Source organism: Microbacterium sp. LWH10-1.2 (assembly GCF_038397765.1).
Taxonomy (GTDB): Bacteria; Actinomycetota; Actinomycetes; order Actinomycetales; family Microbacteriaceae; genus Microbacterium; species Microbacterium natoriense.
Window position 1 is genome coordinate 3,453,074 of record NZ_CP151638.1, and the last position, 22,501, is coordinate 3,475,574.

General features: G+C 70.0%; 20 protein-coding genes. 13 read left to right on the top strand and 7 right to left on the bottom strand.

The annotated features are described in order from the left end of the window. Positions 1–143 precede the first annotated feature (143 nt). Positions 144–818 (bottom strand): GntR family transcriptional regulator, encoded by a 675-nt coding sequence (locus tag MRBLWH10_RS16135; RefSeq protein ID WP_105675820.1) that lies wholly within the window; start codon positions 816–818, stop codon positions 144–146. A 119-nt stretch (positions 819–937) separates the two neighbouring features. On the opposite strand from MRBLWH10_RS16135, the gene MRBLWH10_RS16140 reads away from it, so the two are divergent. The 9 genes from MRBLWH10_RS16140 (at position 938) to MRBLWH10_RS16180 (ending at position 9,271) form a co-directional block, all read left to right on the top strand. Further along, complete coding sequence (locus MRBLWH10_RS16140; protein ID WP_341940698.1) at positions 938–1,633, top strand: Pr6Pr family membrane protein; 696 nt, start codon at positions 938–940, stop codon at positions 1,631–1,633. A gap of 114 nt (positions 1,634–1,747) precedes the next feature. Further along, entirely contained in the window at positions 1,748–2,698 is a 951-nt protein-coding gene (locus MRBLWH10_RS16145; protein ID WP_341940699.1) for a hypothetical protein, read from the top strand. Positions 2,699–2,903: 205 nt separating this feature from the next. Continuing rightward, positions 2,904–3,980 (top strand): MoxR family ATPase, encoded by a 1,077-nt coding sequence (locus tag MRBLWH10_RS16150; protein WP_341942602.1) that lies wholly within the window; start codon positions 2,904–2,906, stop codon positions 3,978–3,980. Between the two features lie 8 nt (positions 3,981–3,988). Continuing rightward, entirely contained in the window at positions 3,989–4,876 is an 888-nt protein-coding gene (locus MRBLWH10_RS16155; RefSeq protein WP_341940700.1) for a DUF58 domain-containing protein, read from the top strand. Beyond that, on the top strand, positions 4,863–5,351 hold the full coding sequence (locus MRBLWH10_RS16160) for a hypothetical protein (RefSeq protein ID WP_105673512.1): 489 nt from the start codon (positions 4,863–4,865) through the stop codon (positions 5,349–5,351). Before MRBLWH10_RS16155 ends, MRBLWH10_RS16160 begins: the two co-directional genes overlap by 14 nt. Further along, on the top strand, positions 5,342–6,328 hold the full coding sequence (locus MRBLWH10_RS16165; protein ID WP_341940701.1) for a VWA domain-containing protein: 987 nt from the start codon (positions 5,342–5,344) through the stop codon (positions 6,326–6,328). Before MRBLWH10_RS16160 ends, MRBLWH10_RS16165 begins: the two co-directional genes overlap by 10 nt. After that, positions 6,325–7,386, top strand: coding sequence for a VWA domain-containing protein (locus MRBLWH10_RS16170; RefSeq protein ID WP_341940702.1), 1,062 nt, complete (start codon positions 6,325–6,327; stop codon positions 7,384–7,386). The genes MRBLWH10_RS16165 and MRBLWH10_RS16170 overlap by 4 nt, the downstream gene beginning before the upstream one ends. Next, a complete protein-coding gene (locus tag MRBLWH10_RS16175; RefSeq protein WP_341940703.1) occupies positions 7,383–8,144 on the top strand; it encodes a hypothetical protein in 762 nt (253 codons plus the stop codon). Before MRBLWH10_RS16170 ends, MRBLWH10_RS16175 begins: the two co-directional genes overlap by 4 nt. Next, positions 8,138–9,271, top strand: coding sequence for a hypothetical protein (locus MRBLWH10_RS16180; protein ID WP_341940704.1), 1,134 nt, complete (start codon positions 8,138–8,140; stop codon positions 9,269–9,271). Before MRBLWH10_RS16175 ends, MRBLWH10_RS16180 begins: the two co-directional genes overlap by 7 nt. A 16-nt stretch (positions 9,272–9,287) precedes the next feature. On the opposite strand, the gene MRBLWH10_RS16185 is transcribed toward MRBLWH10_RS16180, so the two are convergent. From MRBLWH10_RS16185 to MRBLWH10_RS16195, 3 genes are all read right to left on the bottom strand, one after another. Next, positions 9,288–10,286 carry a hypothetical protein gene (locus MRBLWH10_RS16185; RefSeq protein WP_258132511.1) on the bottom strand — a complete coding sequence of 333 codons (999 nt, stop codon included), beginning with the start codon at positions 10,284–10,286 and terminating at the stop codon, positions 9,288–9,290. Positions 10,287–10,350: 64 nt separating this feature from the next. Then, on the bottom strand, positions 10,351–11,322 hold the full coding sequence (locus MRBLWH10_RS16190; RefSeq protein ID WP_341940705.1) for an alpha/beta hydrolase: 972 nt from the start codon (positions 11,320–11,322) through the stop codon (positions 10,351–10,353). Between the two features lie 148 nt (positions 11,323–11,470). Further along, the gene (locus MRBLWH10_RS16195) at positions 11,471–11,935 is read right to left on the bottom strand and encodes a hypothetical protein (RefSeq protein ID WP_341940706.1); all 465 of its coding nucleotides are present in this window, start codon (positions 11,933–11,935) and stop codon (positions 11,471–11,473) included. Between the two features lie 103 nt (positions 11,936–12,038). Here MRBLWH10_RS16195 and argG point away from each other — a divergent pair, with 103 nt between their 5' ends. Beyond that, on the top strand, positions 12,039–13,484 hold the full coding sequence (gene argG / locus MRBLWH10_RS16200) for an argininosuccinate synthase (protein WP_105673498.1): 1,446 nt from the start codon (positions 12,039–12,041) through the stop codon (positions 13,482–13,484). Positions 13,485–13,677: 193 nt separating this feature from the next. On the opposite strand, the gene MRBLWH10_RS16205 is transcribed toward argG, so the two are convergent. Genes MRBLWH10_RS16205 through MRBLWH10_RS16215 form a run of 3 tightly spaced genes read right to left on the bottom strand, consistent with a single transcriptional unit; the run spans position 13,678 to position 16,456 of the window. Beyond that, entirely contained in the window at positions 13,678–14,673 is a 996-nt protein-coding gene (locus MRBLWH10_RS16205; RefSeq protein WP_341940707.1) for a hypothetical protein, read from the bottom strand. Then, the gene (locus MRBLWH10_RS16210) at positions 14,661–15,821 is read right to left on the bottom strand and encodes an ATP-binding protein (protein WP_341940708.1); all 1,161 of its coding nucleotides are present in this window, start codon (positions 15,819–15,821) and stop codon (positions 14,661–14,663) included. Before MRBLWH10_RS16210 ends, MRBLWH10_RS16205 begins: the two co-directional genes overlap by 13 nt. Further along, positions 15,821–16,456, bottom strand: coding sequence for a response regulator (locus MRBLWH10_RS16215; protein ID WP_341940709.1), 636 nt, complete (start codon positions 16,454–16,456; stop codon positions 15,821–15,823). The genes MRBLWH10_RS16210 and MRBLWH10_RS16215 overlap by 1 nt, the downstream gene beginning before the upstream one ends. 279 nt (positions 16,457–16,735) lie before the next feature. Here MRBLWH10_RS16215 and MRBLWH10_RS16220 point away from each other — a divergent pair, with 279 nt between their 5' ends. The 3 genes from MRBLWH10_RS16220 to MRBLWH10_RS16230 are packed head-to-tail and all read left to right on the top strand — an operon-like array spanning position 16,736 to position 22,456. Beyond that, on the top strand, positions 16,736–17,356 hold the full coding sequence (locus MRBLWH10_RS16220; protein WP_341940710.1) for a TetR/AcrR family transcriptional regulator: 621 nt from the start codon (positions 16,736–16,738) through the stop codon (positions 17,354–17,356). Positions 17,357–17,414: 58 nt separating this feature from the next. Then, complete coding sequence (locus tag MRBLWH10_RS16225) at positions 17,415–20,276, top strand: YhgE/Pip domain-containing protein (RefSeq protein WP_341940711.1); 2,862 nt, start codon at positions 17,415–17,417, stop codon at positions 20,274–20,276. Further along, positions 20,273–22,456 (top strand): YhgE/Pip domain-containing protein, encoded by a 2,184-nt coding sequence (locus tag MRBLWH10_RS16230; RefSeq protein WP_341940712.1) that lies wholly within the window; start codon positions 20,273–20,275, stop codon positions 22,454–22,456. Before MRBLWH10_RS16225 ends, MRBLWH10_RS16230 begins: the two co-directional genes overlap by 4 nt. Positions 22,457–22,501: the final 45 nt, after the last annotated feature.

Below are 22,501 nucleotides of genomic sequence, written 5' to 3' on the forward strand. Positions count from 1 at the left end.
TCCTCCGCCACGCGCATCAGGTCCGGCATCCCCTCATGAACCTAGCGATATGCCGATATCGCGTCCAGGGGGAGCCTGACTCCGGGCGTCACGGAGGGGTCGCCGAACACCGCTGCGGGGCAGGAACGCCCCGACCGCGTCTTTCAGAGCGCCGTGTCGACCCCGACGCCGTGCTGCGTGCGGAACCAGCGCTCAGCGGCATCCGCGTCGCCCAGGAGCATCGCGTTGCGCATCTCCTCGAAGCACTCGGCACGCATGGCGGCCGAACCCTCCTGCTGGCGGACGTGGCGGAGGTTGCGCGCCACGAGCAGGTTGGTCTCCGACATCATCCTGATGAAGACGGGGTTCCCCGACTTCGCCACCAGGAAGCCGATGAACGCCTGCGACTCGGCCATCAGCGCGTCGGAGTCGTCGGCCCTGGACGCCGCGATCATGCGGTCGAGGAACGACACGGCCTCGACCAGCTCGTCGGCGCTCATCCGCCGCATCGCGAACTGGAGAGCGGTGCTCGCCTGCATCCCGATGTGCTCGAGAGTGCTGAGCACGTCGTCGTCGGTGACCTGGGTCACCCTGGTGTACCGGCTCGGCGACACCTCGACGAGCCCGACCCACGTGAGACGCTGCAGCGCCTCACGAACGGGCGTGCGGGAGATGCCCAGAGCTGCGGCCACTTCCTTGTCGTTGACCTTCTCGCCCGGCTCGAGCACTCCGTCGACGATCGCGGACCCCACGAGGTCGAAGATCTGATCCGCCAGTGCCATGCCCTCGACGGTGAACGGCCCCAACCGCGCGTCGAGTGACAGATTCGTATCCGTCATCTTGCTTTCCCAGCTCCTTCATCGGCGCCCACGGTCCCCTCGCGGCGCGCCGTCGATGATACGCCGCCCAGCTTGGGGCCACCTGGCAGCCGCGCGCTACAGTGTCGATCGGAGGACCGATGACAACCTGGTGGCCCTACGCACGACTCGCAGCTGCGGCGCTCGCCCTCGCCGCGATCATCGGGCAGCTCGCGCTGAGTCTGAGCAACGCGATGAACGCGACGACCGCGTGGGGCGGGCATCTGCCGACCGTCGCCGCGAACTTCCTCAGCTTCTTCACGATCGAGTCGAACCTGCTGGCCGCGATCGTGCTCGCGATCGGCGGAGTGTGGGCGCTCCGGCAGCGGGACGCCTCTGCCGCCGAACCGCACTGGTTCGCGGTGCTGCTCGTCTGCGTGAGCACCTACATGATCGTCACCGGCATCGTCTACAACCTGCTGCTGCGCAACGTCCAGCTGCCGCAGGGCGTGACCCTGCCGTGGTCGAACGAGGTGCTGCACGTCGTGATCCCCCTCTTCCTGCTCGCGGATGTGCTCTTCGCCCCGCGGCGCAGGGCCCTGGGCTGGGGCGCCGTGCTGATCACCGCGATCTTCCCGATCGTCTGGGCGGTGTACACGCTGCTCCGCGCGAACCTCATCGTCGCGCCGGCCACCGGCGACCCGTGGTGGTACCCGTACCCGTTCCTCGATCCGCACCTGCACGACGGCGGGTACGGCACCGTGGCGCTCTACATCGTCGGCATCGCGGTCGCCATCATCGGCGTCGCGGTGTTCGTGGTGTGGGTCGGCCGGCGCCGCGGCATCCGCCCGAACTGAATCGGCGCTCGCACCGAAGCTGAATCCCGGTATATTTGCTGAAGCATGCGCCGGCAGGGAGTGGCCGGCGCAGCGCACAGAGCCACGGGCTCGCGATGAAGGGATCGGTCGGAGATGCACCAGGGGCAGGAGGGGCCCGATCCCGACGTCGCCGCGCCCGCAGGCGCCAGCAGGAAGGACAGCCGCCACGCGGCCGAGTCGACCGCTTCTCTGCCCGCGGCAGGCGCGGTCGCGCGCGCACACGCCACCGTCGCCGGCTGGTCGCGGGGCAGGCGAACCCTTGCGATCGTCTCCGCCGTCGGCGGCGTCGGCCTGATCTCGGTCGGCCTGCTCACCTCGGGCGGCGGCGATCTGTCGGCCCTCGCGAACATGCCGGTGACCACCTACGCCGATCGCGCCGAGACCGTGCAGGACACGAAGGTCCCGGTCGACGAGCCCGACTCGAGCGACACACCGGATGCCGGTGAGAAGACCGTCGACGACGATCGGGCCGACGACAAGGACGGCGGCAAGAAGACCGACGCGCCGACGTCCGAGGCCCCCGGATCCGATGCGGGCCCAGGGACTCCCGGCGGGAGCGCCCCTGGAGGGACGGATCCGGGCACGACGAACCCCGGGACAGGGACTCCGGGCACCGACCCGGGGACCACGCCGACGAATCCGGGCACGAACCCCGGGACTCCGACGAATCCGGGCACTCCGACCACACCGACCAACCCGGGCACGAACCCCGGGACCCCGACGACCCCGACGACTCCGACCACGCCCCCGGCCCCCAAGCCCCTCGGGTTCGCGGGGCTGGAGAAGCACTACACGCTGAGCCTCCTCGGCATCAAGGTCCTCGGCAGCTACACGCTCACCGTCACCGGTCAGCCGGGGGCATCGATCTCGGTGAAGTACGGGTCCGCCAACGCCGGAAGCACGAAGTTCGACGCGAACGGGCGGGCATCCCTCACCCTGGGCGCGTCGCTCATCGACCTCGGCCTCTCCAACCCCACGATCCGCGTCTCGTACTCCGACGGCACGGCGGGCGCGGCCATCGAAGCACCCCGCGACTCGATCTGATCAGGAGTCGGATGCCGCGGCATCCGTCATGGGGACTTCTCTCCGGGACCATCCGGAGGAGACCCGGTTACGCTGGTGCGGGGGATCGTCGTCGTGTCCCCGTGCGATCGAGGAGACACTGATGAACGAGCCGTACGCGCCCGGCCCCGCCACGGGTTCCACCCCGCCCCCGCCGCCCGCTCCACCGGCTCCGCCCGCACCGGCGATGCACGCCGCACCGCCGGCTCCGCCCGCCCCTCCTGCCCCCGCGACGCGGGCCGAGGCCGCATCGACCGCCCCCACCGCGCCTCCGGCTCAGCGCCCCTCCGCCGACGAGCTCGCCCGCGCCGGGCGCGTGCTCGAGGTCGTCTCCGACGCGTACTCGGCGAAGATGGTCGGCCAGGAGCGTCTGCGCATGAGCCTGCTGATCTCGCTCATCGCGGGCGGCCACATCCTGCTCGAGAGCGTCCCCGGCCTCGCCAAGACCACCGCCGCGAGCACCCTCGCCGACACCGTCAAGGCGCGGTTCAAGCGCATCCAGTGCACCCCCGACCTGCTGCCCAGCGACATCACGGGCAACCAGATCTACGACGCGGCCACCGGGTCGTTCCGCACGGTGCTCGGCCCCGTGCACGCGAACTTCGTGCTGCTCGACGAGATCAACCGCTCCAGCGCGAAGACCCAGAGCGCCATGCTCGAGGCCATGCAGGAGCACCAGACCACCATCGGCGGGGAGGTGCACCACCTGCCGAAGCCGTTCCTCGTGATCGCCACGCAGAACCCCATCGAGCAGGAGGGCACGTACGAGCTCCCAGAGGCGCAGATGGACCGCTTCCTGCTCAAGGAGATCGTCGAGTACCCGAGCCCCGCCGAGGAGTTCGAGATCCTCGGCCGCATCGACTCGGGCGTGCTCGACCCCGACCGGCACGTCGAGAGCGCCGTGAGCCTCGACGATGTGCGGCTCCTGCAGGACGTCGCCTCGCGCATCTACGTCGACCCCGCCATCCGCAACTACATCGTGTCGCTGTCGTACGTGACGCGGAACCCCGCGCCGTACATCGGCGACGAGCGCGCGCGGTACATCAAGTACGGCGCGAGCCCGCGCGCGAGCATCGCCTTCCTGCAGGCGTCGCGAGCGCTCGCCCTCCTCAACGGCCGCGCGCACGTGCTGCCGGAGGACATCAGGGCGCTGCGCCACCTCGTGCTGCGCCACCGCGTGCTGCTGACGTTCGAGGCCGACGCCGAGGGCATCCGCAGCGAGGAGATCATCGACCAGATCTTCGCCGCCGTGCCCACCCCCTGAGAGCCCGCATGCCCAGCCTGATCACCCAGGTGAAGAGCAAGCTCTTCATCCACTCGTCGCGCAAGTCGCTGCACGCGCTCGACGGCGCCTACGCGTCGCTGCTGCACGGCCGCAGCCTCGACTTCGAGGACCTGCGCAAGTACGAGTACGGCGATCAGGTGCGCGACATCGACTGGCGCGCCACCGCCCGCCAGGGGACTCCGCTGGTCAAGCGGCACAGGGCGCAGCGCATGCACACCATCCTGTTCGCCGTCGACACCGGTCGCTCGATGGGCGCCCTCGCGCACGACGAGCGGTCGAAGAAGGAGCTCGCGATCCTCGCCGCCGGTGTCCTCGGCGTGCTGGCGCTGCGCCACGGCGACGACTTCACGACCGTGTACGGCGACGCCGCCGGCATCCGCCGCCTCGCTCCCGGTCGCAGCGAGGGCGCCCTCGAGCACGCGCTGCGCACCATCGACTCCGCGATCGACTCCAGCAGCGCCCCCAGCGACCGCGACGCCCTGCTGTCGTTCATCACGCGCACGATCTCGCGCCGCATGATCGTCGTGATCGTCACCGACGAGGCGCCCGTCACCGAGGACACGGAGCGGATGCTGCGCCGCCTCCGCGTGCAGCACGACGTGCTGTGGCTGACGGTGCGCGACGCCGAGGTCGTGCTCGACCACGCGACGCGCACCGTGCGCAGCGACGTGGACACGATGTGGGACGTGCCCGACTTCGTGCAGGGCGACGCCGAGATCGTGCGCGAGCTCACGGCGCAGACCGAGGCGGATGCCGCGCACCTCGCCGAGACCCTGAAGGGTCTGGAGATCAGCCACTCCGTTCTCGACGGCCAGGACGACGCCGTGACGCAGCTCCTGCAGCTGCTGAACCGGAGGTCCCATGCCCGGCTCTGACGAGCTCTACCCTCCGTTCCAGTACTCCGGCTGGTGGCTTCTGCTCGCCTTCGGCATCCTGGCGGTGCTCATCCTGGCCGCGTGGCTGCTCATCGTGCTGACCCGACCGCGCCGCGGGGTCGCCCAGCCGGATGCCGCGCACCCCGGGCCGCTCACCGTCGACGTGCTCTCGCAGCTGCGCATCGAGTACCTTGACCGGATCCAGCTCGTCGAGGCCGACTACCGCGCAGGGAAGCTCTCCGCCCGCAATGCGAACCTCGAGCTGAGCAGGGTCGTGCGCACCTTCGTGAACGAGTACAGCGGACTGGAGGCCCCCGTGCTCGCTCTGGACGACCTCGTCGCCCGCGGCGTGCACCCGGCGCTGATCGACGCCATGGGGCGCCACTACTACCCCAGCATCTTCCGCCCCGGTCCCGCGATCGATCCGGTCGCCGGCGCCGAAGCCGCCAGAACGGTGGTGCGCTCATGGCACTAGCGAACGGGTGGATGATCCTCATCGCCGCCGGGGTCGTGCTCGCCGCCGTCGCGATCGGGCTGCTGCTCGGCCTGCGGGCGCGCGCCCGCACCGCGGCAGGAGAGCGGGCGCGCATCGCCCGCGCAGAGCGGCTGAGGTCGCTGCCCACGTTCCGTTCCGCCCTCCGTCGGCGGGTGCTCGGGCTCTCCGGCATCCTGATCCTCGGCGCGGTCGCGACGCTCGCCGCCGGCGCCGTCGCGGCGAGGCCGATGTCGTCGCAGACGATCCAGCCCGTGAACACGAGCCGCGACATCATGCTGTGCCTCGACGTGTCCGGGTCCATGAGCGAGGTCGACGTCGAGGTCCTCAGCGTCTTCGAGGAGCTGCTCGACGGCTTCAAGGGCGAGCGCATCGGACTCACGATCTTCAACAGCTCCCCGGTGCAGGTCTTCCCGCTCACCGACGACTACGCGTTCATCCGGGAGCACCTGCGGAGCATCCGCGAGAGCTTCGACTACGCCGACGAGATCCCCGAGCACTGGGTCGGCACCCTCAACGGCGACGGCGCCTCGCTCATCGGAGACGGCCTCGCCGCGTGCGCCATGGGCTTCGACCACCCCGACGACGAGCGCTCGCGCTCCGTCATCCTCGCCACGGACAACGAGATCAACGGCGCCTCGATCGTCACCCTCGATGAGGCCGCTGCCTACGCCGGCTCGAACGGCGTGCGGGTGTTCGCCCTCAACCCCGTCGAGGGCAAGGACGCCGACGTGAGCGCCCAGCTCGCGCGGGCCGCCGAGAGCACCGGCGGCCAGGCGTACGGCCTGCGCGACACCACCACGGTCGGCGACATCATCACCCAGGTGCAGAAGCAGGAGGCGACCGCGCTCAAGGGGCAGGCCAGGGTCGTCTGGACCGACACCCCGAACCTGTGGATCGTCGTGCTCATGATCCTGACGCTCGCCTTCGTCGTCGTGGTCTGGAGGGTGCGACTGTGATCTTCCAGCCCGTCCTCAACGTCTTCCTGCTGCTGCTCTTCTTCGCGCCTGCCGTCGCGCTCGTCATCTGGGTGCTGACCCGGCGGAGCGAGGAGACCCGCGCCCCGCGCTGGCTGTGGGTCATGCGGCTGGTGATGCTGCTCGCGTGCTTCGCGATGCTGCTGCGCCCCGGCATCCCCGGGGGCTCGACGCAGACCCTCGCGACCGACACCGACATCGTGCTCGTCGTCGACACCACCGCGAGCATCGTCGCGGAGGACTGGGACGGCGGTGAGCCGCGCCTCGACGGCGTGCGCGCCGACATCCAGGCGATCGTCGCGGAGTACCCCGGCGCGCGCTTCGCGCTCATCACCTTCGACGCGGCCGCCGATCTGAGGATGCCGCTCACCACCGACACCACGGCGCTGATCTCCTCGCTCGACGTGCTGCGCCCCGAGGTCACCAGCCAGTCGCGCGGCAGCTCGGTCGGGATCGCGAACCGGATGCTCGACGACACCCTCTCGCAGGCCGCGAAGTCGTCTCCCGACCGCTCCCGCATGGTGTTCTACTTCGGCGACGGCGAGCAGACCGACGGCGGGACCCCCGAGTCGTTCGCCAGCAGCGCGAAGCGGACGGATGCCGGCGCGGTCTTCGGCTACGGCACCGAGGAGGGCGGGCCCATGCGCCTCACCACCGGCGGGGTAGACCCCTCGGCCGACGGCGGGTACATCCAGTACCAGGGCGAGGACGCGACGTCGGTGATCGACGAGAAGAACCTCACGACGATCGCGGAGCAGCTGGGCGTGCCGTACGAGCACAGGACGGCGGACTCCGCACCGACGCTCCCCGCGGCTCCGTCGACGACCACGAGCTACGCGGCCTCGGGCGAGACGGGGAACGTCACCGAGCTCTACTGGATCGCCGCGCTCGTCCTGATGGCGCTGCTCGCCGTCGAGCTCGCGCGCGCCACCATGCTCGTCGCCCGACTCCGGCTGCTGAGAGCGCCGGGGACTCCCCGGTCGCCGAGCGACCGCAGCGGGACGACGCGCCCCGACCAGAGCACGGGCGGTGAGTCATGACCGACGCACAGGCGGCGGCATCCGCTCTCCTCGCGGCCAACCGGCGACGCCGACTCGTCCGCCGGTGGGTCGCTGTCGGAACCCTTCCGCTGGTTCTCGTCGCGCTGCTCTTCGTGGGCAAGCTGCTGAGCATGTACGCCTTCGCCCACCAGGCGATCAGCTCGTACGTCGTCGACGACTACGCGGGCTCCGAGGCATCGGCCCGCAACCAGGAGTTCCTGAACTGGTTCGAGCCGTACAAGGCGCCCTTCAACGTCGGCACGGCGCTCGCGGGGGCAGAGAAGCTCCCCGAGGCCCGCGCGAAGCTGGAGGAGTCGCTGACCCTCGCGCACGGCCTCGAGGTGTGCACCGTGAGGATCAACCTGGCTCTCGTCATCGAGCGCCAGGGAGACGCGGCACGCGAGGGCGGCGACGGCGCGGCCGCTGCCGAGTTCTACGGCGAGGCGCTGACCGTGACCGCGGAGACGCCGGCGGAGTGCGACAGCGAGGATGCGCAGAAGCAGTCGTCCGACCCTGACCGCGACATGAAGAAGACGACGGACGACCTCGAGGACCGCCTGAAGCAGAAGCAGCAGGAGCAGCAACAGCAACAAGAGCAGGAGCAGCAGCCGAAGCCGGAGGAGCAGCCCCAGAAGCCGCAGCCCTCGGAGGACAAGCTCGACGACCTCAAGGAGAAGCTGGAGCAGGGCACGCAGGAGCGCGACCAGCAGCAGAACGGCGACGAGCCCGGCGGCTCCGGGACAGACAGGCCATGGTGATGGACCGGGAGAAGCAGCGCCAGCGCTACATCGCCGGCACGGAGGGCGCCCCTCCCGTGCCGCCGCCCGGCGGGTACCGCGGGGCACGGCGTCAGCAGGGCCCCGCGGTACCCCCCGGCGCGCCGTATCCGGCCGTCCCTCCGGCATCCCCCGCGGGGGCGACCGCTCCTGGTGAGGAGAAGAGACCGGCCTCGGCGTTCGGCTGGGTCACGCTCGGCGTCGCCGCCCTGTTCGCGGTGATCCTGCTCGGCACCTTCCTCGCCGGGGCGACGGACGCCCTCTACGGCATCACCATGATCGCGCTGCAGCTCGCCGTCCTCGGCGTCGTGATCGCCTCCCTGTTCTCGGCACGCGCGCGGATGCTGGGCGGCATCGCCCTGATCATCACCCTCTTCTTCAACGTCGCCACCGTCGGGGGGATCAGCGCCCTGCGGACCTCGGCTGCCGGCACCTACGACGGCGTGAAGAGCGACGCGCAGAAGCACGAGGAGGCGTACCCGGGCATCAAGGGCACCGACCCGCAGGATGCTCTGAACCAGCAGTCCCTCGAAGAGGTGCGCGCCTCGGCGGACAGCCTGTTCACCGACATCCGCACGGCTCTGACGGAGGAGTTCGGCTACGAGTGGGTGCAGGTCGGAGACGAGGACATCCGCCCGGAGCGCAACGGCTACGGCGGCGAGTCGATGCTCAGCGAGTACACGACCGCGAGCTGGGCGACCACCGAGCCGATCCAGGACTACGACCGCAAGACGGCCGTGATGGGCGTGATCCAGAACGTCGTGATCCAGCACGGGATGTACGGCCTCTACGCGTTCAACGACCCCTCGACATCGAGCATCGACCCGTCGATGATGGCGAAGCTGTACGGCAGCGACGACCCGCGCACCCAGCACACCTGGGAGTCGTACTCCGAGAACTACCCGGAGCCCCTGCGGTTCTACGCCGACATCTACGACCTGTCGAACGATCAGGACGGCAGCTTCCTCACCACGAGGCAGGCGCAGAACGCCCGCACCGGCGAACCGCTCGAAGGGCTGCAGCTGACGGTCATCGCGAGCGGCGTGCTGAGCGACGCCGACCGCGACGCGTTCGTGAAGAAGCTCGAGGAGTACCCGGGGTTCCCCTGAGTCGGCCTCAGCCGGTTCAGCGGGAGAGGGTGAGGAGCATCCGAGCGAGGGCGTACCGGGTGTGGCCCCGCGGTGCCCTCGGGTCGTACCCCAGGACGTCGATCAGCGCCGTGAGCCGCTCCTGAACGCTCGAGTGATGCCGGCCGAGCCGGACCGATGCCGCACGGACGCTGCGCTCATCGGCGACGGCGTCCAGCAGTTCCAGGCTGCGAGCATCGAGGCAGGCGAGCGCTTCCGCATCCGGATGCGGCGGGGTGGAGTCCGCCGCCTCAGCCAGGAGCAGCGCCGCGCCCAGATCGGCGGCGTCGACCACCGGGTCTGCCTCGCTGGTCAGGCGCACGGCGATGAGCGCCGCCGACCACGACGTCGGCAGAGTCGACGCAGCGCCCGTGGTCAGCCCGATCCCGAGGCGCGGGGCCATACGATCGCGCCACGCCTCCATCGGCTCGATGCCGGAGTGCAGAATCGTCGCCCTGGTCAGGCCATGCCTGGTGGCCACGACGGCTGACGGATGCTGTGGCAGTGGCGCCGGATCCGGCGGAGAGGCGACCACCCGCAGCGGGGCCTCTCCCAGGCGGAGACGCGACACGGCTCCCGCGCGCTCCTCGTCGCCCGCGTAAGAGCTGATCGCCAGCTCGACAGCGCTCTCCTGTCCGATCGTCCGCCGCGCTCGGATGATTCCGAGTGCGAGGACGAGCCGTTCGAGGATCATCGCGTCGTTCGAGTGCGGCTCTCCCTCGCGCTCGATCCACGCCACGGCATCCGGTCCGCTCTTCCGCGTCGGCCACGGCTCGCCGAGCCCGTCAGGGTCGATGCGCACCCCGTCCGCACGCACACGCACGGTCTGATGGCCGTCGCGGTGGCCGACGGTCGCGCCGCTGAGCACCGCCGCGCCACGCAGCATGCTCTCGACACCCACCGAACGCGCGACGAGTGCATCGAAGTAGGAGACGACCTTGAGGGTCTCGCTCGCATCCGGATCGAGGGCGGTGAGCCGCCCCAGCAGGTCTTGCATGTCGGGCTCCATCGCGCGGGGATTCCACCCTACGCCGGTCACGACGACCGACGCAGGGTGATGATCACGCTCCCAGCAGGCGGTTCATCCAGTTGTCGCGAGCCGCGAGCATGGCCTGAGCCACGGCGCTCTGGGGGGCGAAGGCCTCGAAGGCGTGGAATCCGCCGGCCCAGACGTGGAGCTCGGCCTGCACACCCGCCTCCCACAGTCGGGTGGCGTAGGCGACGTCCTCGTCACGGAACACCTCGGCGCTGCCGCAGTCGATGAAGGCGGGCGGGAGCCCTGCGAGATCGGCCGCCCGCGCCGGAGCGGCGTAGATCGACACCTCGGCCGTGCCCTTGCGATCACCGAGCAGCGCCGTCCATCCCAGGACGTTCGATCCGCGATCCCAGAGGCCCACGCCGTCGATCTGCCGCGTCGAGACGGTCTCATCGCGGTCGTCGAGCATGGGATAGAGGAGCATCTGGCCGAGCAGCGCAGGGCCGCGGCGGTCCCGCGCCAGAAGCGCCGCACCCGCCGCGAGTCCACCGCCCGCGCTGCCCCCGGCGATGACGATCCGGCGCGGATCGATGCCGAGCTCGTCGGCATGCTCCGCGGTCCAGCGGAGGCCCGCGTAGCAGTCCTCGACGGGGTACGGATCGGGGAACTCCGGTGCGAGCCGGTACTCGACGGTGACGATGACACCGTTGAAGCGCTCTGCCCAGTCGAGGAACCCGTCGACTCCGAGCCAGCGGTTGCCGATGATCATCCCGCCGCCGTGCGTGTGGAAGATGCCGGGGCCGACACCGGTGCGCCCCTGCTTCTGCACGACGCTCACGACGATCTCGTCGCCGCCGTGCCCCGCTATGGTGACGTCGCGCGAGACGAAACCTCGCGAAGCGAGAAGGTCGGCCATCTGGTCCTCACCGCTGACGATGGACTCGCGCATGAACGGGATCATCTCGAGGTTGAGCGTCGTCGGGATCTCTCCCCCCGCGAGCAGCAGCGCCGCCTCGAGCTCGGGGTCGAACGGCGGTCGCGCGATCGTGTCGGTCATGTGAACTCCTTCGTCCTCACTCGCCACCTCGGCGGTGTTCAGCCAGAATCCTGCCCATCCTCGCCACGCGGAACCCGCCAACCGGGGCGGATCCGCAGGGCTCTCACCGCCGTCTGGCGGATGCACGCCCCTCCAGGAGCCGAGCGGCTCAGACCGGGTCGGCGTCCGACAGGTCCTCGACCGCGGTCGCGGTCGTCCCCTCGAAGCGCACCCCGATGCCGAACGGGTCGGCCATCTCCAGGCTCGACTCGGCGAAACGCAGCATCCAGGATCCATCGCCCCAGATCACCGCCTCAGGCGCGTCGAACGGGGGCTCCGCGGGGTCCAGCTTCACGAGCTCGGAGGGTTCGAGGGCGAACTGCGGCTCACGAAGCCGTTCGAGCAGGTAGTCGGCGGCGATCTCGACGTACTCCTCCCAGCCCGAGCACACGGTCGCCGCACGCTCGCGCACCGCGGCATCCGGCGCGGCCGCGGGCTCGATGACGATGCTCACCGACCAGGACCTGCTCCCGTCGACATCGCTCGTCGACGTCCAGCACGCGATCGAATCGTCGGAGTCGACACGCGAGAACTCTGCGCCGCCGATGACGACGCTCTGGGGAAGATCATCCATGAGCCCAGTCAAACATGCACGTCGCCTGGCGCGCAGACGCCCGATCCGACGGCATCCACCCGCCCGCCGAAACAGCCGACACGCCGCCGATAGACTGGGAAGCATGTCCAAGGTTCTCCAGTCCCTGCCCGTCGGCGAGCGCGTCGGCATCGCCTTCTCCGGAGGACTCGACACCTCCGTCGCCGTCGCATGGATGCGCGACAAGGGCGCCGTCCCGTGCACCTACACCGGAGACCTCGGACAGCCCGACGAAGACGACATCGAGTCGATCCCCGGGCGCGCGCTCGAGTACGGGGCAGAGGTCGCCCGCCTCGTCGACGCCAAGACCGCGCTGGTCGAGGAGGGCTTCGTCGCCCTCGCCTGCGGCGCGTTCCACATCCGCTCCGGCGGCAAGACCTACTTCAACACCACGCCCCTCGGCCGCGCCGTCACCGGCACGATGCTCGTGCGCGCCATGAAGGAGGACGGCGTCGACATCTGGGGCGACGGCTCCACCTACAAGGGCAACGACATCGAGCGGTTCTACCGCTACGGCCTGCTCGCGAACCCGCGCCTCCGCATCTACAAGCCGTGGCTGGACGCCGACTTCGTCACCGAGCTCGGCGGCCGCAAGGAGATGAGCGACTGGCTCGTCGAGCACGGCTTCCCCTACCGCGACTCCGCCGAGAAGGCGTACTCGACCGACGCGAACATCTGGGGCGCGACGCACGAGGCCAAGACGCTCGAGCACCTGAACGTCTCGCTCGAGACCGTCGACCCGATCATGGGCGTCAAGTTCTGGGACCCTTCGGTCGCCATCGAGACCGAAGACGTCACCGTCACCTTCGAGGCCGGCCGCCCCGTCGCCATCAACGGCGTCGAGTACACCGACCCGGTCGAGCTCGTCCACGAGGCCAACCGCATCGGCGGACGCCACGGCCTCGGCATGAGCGACCAGATCGAGAACCGCATCATCGAGGCGAAGTCGCGCGGCATCTACGAGGCCCCGGCCATGGCGCTGCTGTTCATCGCCTACGAGCGCCTGGTCAACGGCATCCTCAACGAGGACACCCTCGCGACGTACCACGAGCAGGGTCGCCGCCTCGGCCGCCTCATGTACGAGGGCCGCTGGCTCGAGCCGCAGTCGCTCATGCTGCGCGAGTCGATCCAGCGCTGGGTCGGCCTCACGATCTCCGGTTCCGTCACGATCCGCCTGCGCCGCGGCGACGACTGGACCATCCTCGACACGGTCTCCCCGAACCTCTCCTACGGCCCCGAGAAGCTGTCGATGGAGCGCGTCGGCGACGCCGCCTTCGGCCCCGTCGACCGGATCGGCCAGCTCACGATGCGCAACCTCGACATCGCCGACTCGCGTGCACGCCTGGAGCAGTACGCGGGCCTCGGCCTCGTCGGCGGTGCGACCGGTGAGCTGGTCGGACGCGTGACCGCGGGCGAGTCCACCGAGATCACCGGCGCCGTCGAGGGCTCGGTCTCCGAGGCCGACGAGACGCTGGCTGACGCCGTGGACACGGCGTCAGAGGGCGCCGCCTTCGACTCCGGCACCGACTGACACCTCAGTCGCTGAAGAGGGGGCGGATGCTGCGGCATCCGCCCCCCCCTCTTCAGCGTCGGCTCCGCGATCGGGCCGCCAGAACTCCGGAGATCTGCCTGACCTCCGCCACCGGCGGCTGGTCTCTCCGCGGAGAACGCGCCGAACGGCCCCGCCGAATCCACGATTCTCCGGAGTCCTGGACGGCTCAGGGTCAGCGCGCGGGGTCGGCGTCGACGACGACGTGTCTGTGGTGCGTCCCCTCGACGTCGAGCACGACCGTGACCGCGTCCTGCTGCTCCCCTCCGACGGTGATCACCGCCGTCGCACCCGACGGCGCCTCCGTCACCAGCTGCGCCACCCTGGTGGCCGCGGCATCGCCGAGAACGCGCTCGTCCTCCGCATCGGAGAGCATCGTGATCGACACGGCACGAGCCCTGGCCTGGGCCGCCGCCGCGTTCAGCGCGGGATGCTGCAGGCGCGGAGAGCGGATGCGGTCGCGGATCGCGCCCTCCAGGATGCGGATGCCGGTGAGCGCCTCCTCCGTGAGCTCGCCGCCGTCGCGCAGCATCCTCAGCGTGGGCGAGACCTGCGCACGGATCGCATCGAGCTCGCGCTGCAGGTCGCCGGACGCCGCATCCAGCGCCCGCGTCATGCGCTCCGACTCGGCAGCCGCCGAACGATGCCTCCTCTCGCGGCCGACCATCCCGCGCAGGATGCCCCGCCACAGGAGCCCGAGCACGGCGACCGACACCGGGATCGCGAGCATGTTGGCCACTCCGCCGGCGTCCTGCCCTCCGATCTCCGCCCAGATCAGCACCGCGGCGACCTGCAGCGCCGTCCCGCTCAGACCCGTCACGAGGTTTCCGCGGGCGACCTGGAGCGCGACGAGGTATGCCGCGTAGTCGATGAGCCAGACGTCCTTCGCCGCGGTGCCCTCGATCAGCACGAGGAGCGTGATCGACAGCGTCGCGGCGGGGATGCTCAGCGCCCTGAGCCCCGTGAGCGGACGGTCCCGCGGATCCGTCAGCAGGACGGCGCCGGCGAGCGCGACGAGATAGGCGAGCATCAGCAGCGGGCGCGGCGGCGAGAAGTGACCGGCGAGGACTCCGCTGGCCACACCGCTCGCCCATACCGCGACCATCACCCAGCGGGCGGCGCGCGATGCGAGCCCCGACGCCCCGGTGCCCGTCGTGTTCACGGCATCCACGTCAGGATCACCTCCGTCCCGTCACCCGGCGCCGACCTGACCTCGGCGCTCCCGCCGGCGACGTCGCTCATCCGCCCCACGATGCTCCCGGAGAGGCCGAGACGGCCGGCGGCGGCGCTGGCCGCGTCGAATCCGACGCCGTCGTCGCGCACCACCGCCCTGATCGCGCCGCCCTCGACGCGGACGTCCACGTCGATGTTCTGCGCCTGCGCGTGCCTCACGGCGTTGCGCAGCGCCTCGGCCGCGGCGCCCATCACCGCGGCGAGCGCCCGCACCGAGACGACCTGATCGTCACCGGACGCGACCATCCTCGCCGTCGGCGCCACCCGCTCCAGGCGGACGCGCAGCTGATCGGATGCCGCTCGCCCGTCGACCTGGGCGGTGTCGGCATCCGATGACGCCGCATCCAGCACGGTCAGCGCGTGCAGGGCCTCCTGCCGGAGGATGTCGGGCGCCGGACCGCGGAACAGGAGCGCGGCGGTGAACACCGACAGCACGTCGTCGTGGACGAAGCGGCTCAGCTCGGCCCTGCGGTGGGCTCTGGCGTCGCTGCGCGCCTGCAGCTCGGCGGCCTCGCGCGCGGCGGTCTCGGACTCGTGCAGGTTCGCCAGGGCGTTGCGGATGCCGTAGAGGATCACCGTGAATCCGATGTTGCTCATGTGCACCGGGGTGGCGACCGCGACGGCCTCGGAGACGCCGCCGGTGAAGATCCACGAGGAGAGGGCGACGGTCGCGCCGGATCCGACCGACAGGGAGAACGCGAGCGGGGCGCGGAAGGAGACGGCGAGCAGGCTGACCGCCGTCGGCTCCAGCAGCCACACCCACGGGATCACCGCAGGGTCGGCGCCGCGGTAGGCCGCGAAGGACAGCAGCTGCAGTCCGATCACGAGCAGGGAGGCGCTCGGCCAGGCGACCCGCAGCACGCTCATCGGGAGCACCCGGCCCAGCGCGGCGAGCAGGAGGAAGGCGACGACCGCCAGCAGGCCGAGGGCCGTCCACCACTCGGCGAAGTCGTCGAACTGCGCGACGAGCGGAGGCTCGGGGCTGCCGACGAACAGGATCGAGATCACGGCGAGCGCGGAGCACAGGGTGATGAGCCACCCCACCTGACGATTCGCCCGCACCGTCGCCGCGGAGGCGCCCCGCATCAGCCGTCTCGCTCGACCAGGCCGTCTTCGACGGCGCGACGGAAGAGGTCGACCTTGGTCGGCGCCGCGCGATCGACGGATGCGTACTTCGTGCGGATGCGGCGGATGTGATCGAGCACCGTGTCGCGGGAGATGAAGAGCGCCGCGCTGACGCGATCCGCGGTCTCACCCGAGGCGTAGAGCGCGAGGACCTCCGCCTCCCTGGCGCTGAGATGGGCGCTGACGAAGGCACGGTCCTCGACGAGAGCGGCCGCCCAGTCGGGGGTCGCCACCTGGCCCCCGCTCAGCACCGTGAGCACCGAGCGCACCAGCGCGACCGGCACCTCCGACTTGCGGATCATCCCCGCGACGCCCGCCTTCGCCGCCTCGCGCACGAGCCGCGGCTGCTCGCCGCTGGTGTAGGCGAGGACAGGAGCCCCGGTGCGGGAGAGCAGGCGCATGTTCTCGGCCGGCGTTGAGCCGTCGGCGAGCTGGAGGTCGAGCAGGATCAGGTCGATTCTCCCGCCCCGCGCGAGCACGGCGGCCGCGGTGGATGCGCTGGCGACGACGTGCAGGTCGGGATGGGAGTTGATGATCGCCGTGACCCCCAGGGCCACCGCCGGGTGGTCGTCGATGATGGCGATGCGCGCTTTCATGCTCTCGAACTCCCCAGGTGGATGCGTGCGGCACTACGCCCCCCACGGGGAAACTACCGCATTCGGATGCCGCTCCGCCACGGCGATATATCAAAGCGGGATCGTCCGCCCTCGGCTCGAGGATCCTTCGCCCGACCTGCCCTCTCACTGTGGCACGGCGCCACGCTCGGCACCCCTCGAACCGACTGCCCCGATACCGTTGACCCGTCAGAACTGACTGCCTGTGAGTCCACCCCATTAACTTGCACAAGACTGTGCACTATAAGTTACGATAGTGACATGACCACCCGTGCACCCCGCCGCGATGCCGTGGAGAACCGCGCCGGCATCCTGGACGCCGCCCGCTCGACGCTGGCGAGCGACCCGCACGCCTCCGTCGACGTGATCGCCCGGAGCGCCGGCCTCTCGCGTCGCACCCTCTACGGGCACTTCGACGACCGCGACGCCCTGATCCGCGAGATCATCTCCAGCGGCGCCCAGCGGTTCAACGCGATCGCCGAATCGGTGTCGGACCCCGACTGCCGCATCGCCCTCGCCCGTCTCGCCGCCCGCCTCTGGCGCGAGGCCGCGCACGTGCAGGTCGCCGCGGCGCTCGCCCTCGACGAGGCCCACGTCGAGCACACCGCCGACGCCCTCGTCCCGCTGCGCCGCACGGTCGCGAACCTCGTGACACGCGGGCAGGAGGACGGGAGCTTCCGCACCGACCTCGCCGCCCCCACCCTCGCGCGGCTGATCGAGGAGACCGCCCGCACGGCGATCGCCCGCACGGACGCCACGAGCGAGGGCGCATCGAACCTCGCCGTCCGCGCCGTCCTCAGCATCGCCGGGCTCTCCTGGCGAGAGGTCGACGCCCTGCTCGCCGCTCATCCCGACATCATCACGACAGAGGCCCCATCATGAGAGATGTCACGTGGAGAACTGCGCTCGACACGACGATGAGCGCACCGGAGGGGGCACGATGCACAACTCGCTGAGCGTCTTCCGGCGCGACGTCCGCCGCATCGCACGCGTGAGCAAGGCGTGGATCATCATCGTCGGCGTCATCGTCACGCCGTCCCTCTACGCGTGGTTCAACATCATCGCCTTCTGGGACCCGTACTCGAACACGCAGAACGTCTCCGTCGCGATCGTCAATCAGGACGAGGGCGCGACCTCCGACCTCACCGGACACATCGACGTCGGTGGCGAGCTCGTCGGCCAGCTCAAGGAGAACGACCAGCTCGGGTGGGAGTTCGTCGACGAGGACGAGGCCATGGATGCCGTACGGAGCGGGAAGAGCTACGCGGCGATCATCATCCCCGCGGACTTCAGCCGCGACTTCGTCAGCATCACCACCGGCGACTTCCACCGCCCCGCTCTGCAGTACTTCGTCAACGAGAAGGCGAACGCGATCGCCCCGAAGATCACCGATGTCGGCGCCTCGACGCTCGACACCCAGATCAACAGCACCTTCGTGTCCGTCGTCGCCGAGGCCGTCACCGAGCAGCTGAAGAACGCGGGAGGAGACGCCGAGGCCAGGCTCGGGGATGCACGCGACGGAACGGTCGCGGCCCTCGACGACGCCGTCGGCAAGGTCGACACCGCCCGCCAGCGCATCACGGAGTTGCAGACCGGCCTGACCGGCGCCCAGTCCGGAATCGACAGCGCCGCGGTCGCGCTGCGCGATGTCGACAAGACCCTCGGAGAGGTGCAGAGCGCCGTCGCCCAGGCGCAGAAGATCGCCGCAGAGGCGCAGCAGGAGCTGCTCGCGTTCACCGATGAGGTGACCTCCGCCTACGTCTCCGGCGCCACCCTGCTCGCCGACGCGTCATCGAAGATGAACACCTCGATCGCCACGCTGTCGACGGGCCTGCACAAGGCGAACGTCGCGGTGGGCGGGGCGATCAGCGACCTCTCCGCGGTCATCGACTCCAACGCCAAGGCCCTCGACGAACTCCAGGCGGCGCTCGACGAGACCACCCCGGGATCCGACGCCGCTCAGCGGCTGAGCGAGGCGATCTCCGCCCTGCAGGAGCGCAACACCGCAGACGCGCAGGTGCTCGCACAGCTGAAGCAGCTGAACACCGACGTCTCCTCCACGATCGACTCCGTCACGGCCTCGGCGGATGCCGTCGACGCCGCCGTCGGCACGGCGGCGACCTCGGCCGGCGCCATCCGGGATGCGCTCACGCAGAGCATCCCTCAGCTCAACCACGCGATGTCGGTGCTGTCGTCCAGCGCGGATTCCTTCTCGGCCGCTCTGGGCGCCCAGCGCACCCAGTTGACGCAGGCGCAGGGCCTGCTCGCCGGCCTCAAGACCCAGCTCACGTCGACCACCGCGGCGCTCACCGCTCTCGACGACAACCTCGCCGCCGCGCAGTCCGGCCTCGGCGGGGTGCGCACCGACATCCTGGCGCTCAGTGCCGCCGACATCTGGAACAGGCTCAGCACGATCAGCGGACTGGACGCCGACCAGATCGCCCGGTTCATGGCCTCACCCGTCGAGGTCGAGGAGAACGTGCTGTTCCCGACGAAGTCATACGGATCGGCCATGGCCGCACTGTTCACCAACCTGTCGCTGTGGATCGGCGCGTTCGTGCTGATGGTCATCATGCGGCTCGAGGTCGACACCGAAGGGGTCGAGGGGGTCTCGGTGCGGCAGGCGTACCTCGGGCGCTGGATGCTGCTGGCGTCGATCGCCGTGTTCCAGGCCGTGCTCGTCTGCGTGGGCAACCTCGTCATCGGCGTCCAGACCGCGAACCCGTTCGCCTTCGTCGGAACCGGCGTGCTGATCGGCCTGGCCTACCTCAGCATCATCTACGCGCTGTCGGTGTGCTTCGGCATCGTCGGCAAGGGCCTGTGCATCCTGCTGGTGATCTTCCAGATCCCTGGCGCATCGGGGCTGTACCCGATCGAGATGATGCCGGACTTCTTCCGCGGGCTGTACCCGTTCCTGCCGTTCACGTACGGCATCGACGCACTGCGCGAGACAATCAGCGGCTTCTACGGCGGCCACTACTGGCGGTTCATGGGAGCGCTGGCCGTCTTCGTCGCACTGGCCTTCGTGCTCGGGCTGTTCCTGCGCCGCCGGCTGGGCAACTTCGCGCTGCTGTTCAACACCCGCCTCGCCGAGAGCCAGCTGTTCGTGAGCGAAGACGTGCAGATCACCGGCCGCCGGCGCACGCCGGAGATCATCCGTGCCCTGACCGACGGCGACGGCTACCGCGCGGAGGTCGCGCAGCGCGCCCGGCGGTTCACCGATCGGTATCCGACGGTGCTGCGCCTCACGCTGATCGTCGGCGTCGGAGGGATGGCCCTTCTCGGCCTCGCCGCGTGGCTCACCCCTGGCGCGAAGGCGACGATGCTCGGCCTGGGCGCGCTGTGGTGCCTGATCCTCATCGCCTTCCTGGTGACGCTGGAGTACGTCAAGCAGAGCATCCATCAGGCCGCCGAGGTGGCCGACCTGCCCGAAACAGACCTGCGCGAGGCTCTCGTCGTCGAGAACGGCCGCGGGGCGCTCCTGCTGGCCGACGCCGTCCCCCACGCGGGCGCAGAGGCCTCACCCGCTCGCACCGCCGTGCTGGAGCGGCCGGATGCCGTCGTCGATGACGCGGCCGACGACACGGCCGTCCTGGAGGAGCTGTTCATCGCCGACGACATCGATCGCGAGCCCGACGCCGAGGCTCCCCCCGCCGAGACGCTCGACGCACAGGCAGAGGCAGACGCCGACGCGGACGCGGAGCCCCTGCAGACCGAGACGGATGCCGGACCGATCGACGCCGAGAAGACGGACCCGCCGGAGACCGGCCACGACGCGCACGACGGGGAGGACGACAAGTGAAGAACATCCTGAGCGTCTTCCTGTTCGACCTGCGGCGGGCGACGAGCAACGTCATGACGGTCATCGTGCTGTTCGGCCTCGTCGTCATCCCCTCGCTGTTCACCTGGTTCAACGTGATCGCGAGCTGGAACCCGTTCGACAACACCAAGAACCTCACCGTCGCCGTCGCCAACACCGATGACGGGTATCAGAGCGATCTCATCCCGCTCCGCATCAACGTCGGCGAGCAGGTGCTGTCGGCGCTGCGGGCGAACGACGATCTGAACTGGGTGATCACCTCGGAGGAGAAGGCGATCGACGGCGCGAAGTCGGGCGAGTACTACGCCGCGATCGTGCTCCCGCCGAGCTTCAGCGCCGACATGATGACGTTCTACTCGAACGGCTCCGAGCGCACCTCGATCGAGTACTACACCAACGAGAAGAAGAACGCCCTCGCCCCCAAGATCACCGAGCAGGGCGCGGGGGAGGTCACGACGAGCATCAACGAGGTGTTCACGGAGACCCTCAGCGAGGCGGCGCTGAACATCATCACGTCGCTCTCCGGCTACCTCGACGACGCCGACACCCAGGCGATGCTGTCCCGACTGCAGGCCCACGTCAGCCAGGTCGCCGCGCAGCTGCGTTCCGGGTCGGCGACGGCCGACATGTTCACCTCCCTGATCGCCTCGAGCCGGCCGCTGGTCGACAGCGCGTCGGCGCTGGCGACGGCATCCGGTGATGCGCTCCACGACGCCACCGGCGCACTGGGCGGAGGAACGGATGCCGCCCGAACGCTGAAGGACGTCCTCACATCCACCACGGCGTCGCTCGGCGACGCCCTGTCCGGCACGGCCGACAGCTACCAGGCCGTCGCCGACAGCATCGACGACGTGTTCGCGTCGATGAGCACCCAGTCGGGCGACGCCGCCGGGGCCGTCGGCGCCGTCGCGACGCGGGTCCAGACGCAGATCGACCAGTACCAGGCCCTGCGCGACACCCTCGTGAACGACGTCCGTCCGCAGCTGCCCCCGGCGACGCTGGACGAGTTCGACCGCGCCGTATCGCGGATCGAGGCCGCCATCGTCCGGCAGCAGGACCTGCACGACAGCCTCGTGCAGACCGCGACGGACATCACCGACACGAACGCCGACGTCCAGGGCCGGCACCAGGAGATCACGGCGCTGATCGCGAGCGCGAAAGCGGCCGTGGAGGATGCGCGGAACGCGTACACGGGCAGCCTGCGGCCGAAGCTCGACGCCCTCGCCGACACCCTCTCGACCATCGGCGGCAGCATCGACTCGATCGAGTCCGATCTCTCCTCCGTGGCCGACTCGCTCTCCGGCTCGGACTCGCTGCGCACGGCGCTGACGAACGCCGAGTCGTTGACGACCGAGATCTCGGGCTCGCTCACCGAGACCGCCGATCGATTCGACGCTCTCGCCGCCGCGTTGACGAAGGCCATCGACACCGGCGACCTCAGCGAGCTCACCGCGCTGATCGGCGCGGACCCGCATGCGCTCGCCACCCATCTCGCCGAGCCCGTCGAGCTCAAGCGGCTGCCCGTCTACTCGGTCGTGAGCTTCGGCGCCGCCATGACCCCGCTCTACACGACCCTCGCACTGTGGGTCGGAGCGCTGTTGATCTCGGTGTCGATCCGCGTCGACCCTCCTCGTGGCGAGGGCTCCGGCCTGCCGGCGCTCTCCCCCACCCAGACGTATCTCGGCCGGTTCGGCATCTTCGCGGTCGTCGGGTTCCTGCAGAGCTCCCTGGTGTGCCTCGGCAGCGTGCTGTTCACTCAGGTGGAGCCGAAGCATCCGTTCCTGCTCATCCTGACCGGCTGGGTGATGTCGCTGGTGTTCACCCTGATCGTCTACACGTTCGTGGTGACGTTCGGGAACGCGGGGAAGGCGCTGGCCGTGCTGATGCTCGTCGTGCAGATCTCCAGTTCCGGTGGCGCCTACCCGCTGCAGGTGCTCCCGCAGTGGTTCCAGAACATCAGCCCGTTCCTTCCCGCGACGCACGCCGTCAACGCGATGCGCTCTGCGATCGCCGGCATCTACCACAACGACTTCTGGGTGTCGCTGGGCTGGCTGTCCGCCTTCATGCTGCCCGCTCTGCTGCTCGGTCTGGTGCTGCGTCTGCCGCTCATCGGCTTCAACCAGAAGCTGCTGCGCGCGCTGGCGTCCACGAAGCTCATGTGAGTCCCTGAGGGCCCCGGCCCTGGGTATGATGCGAGAACGCGTACT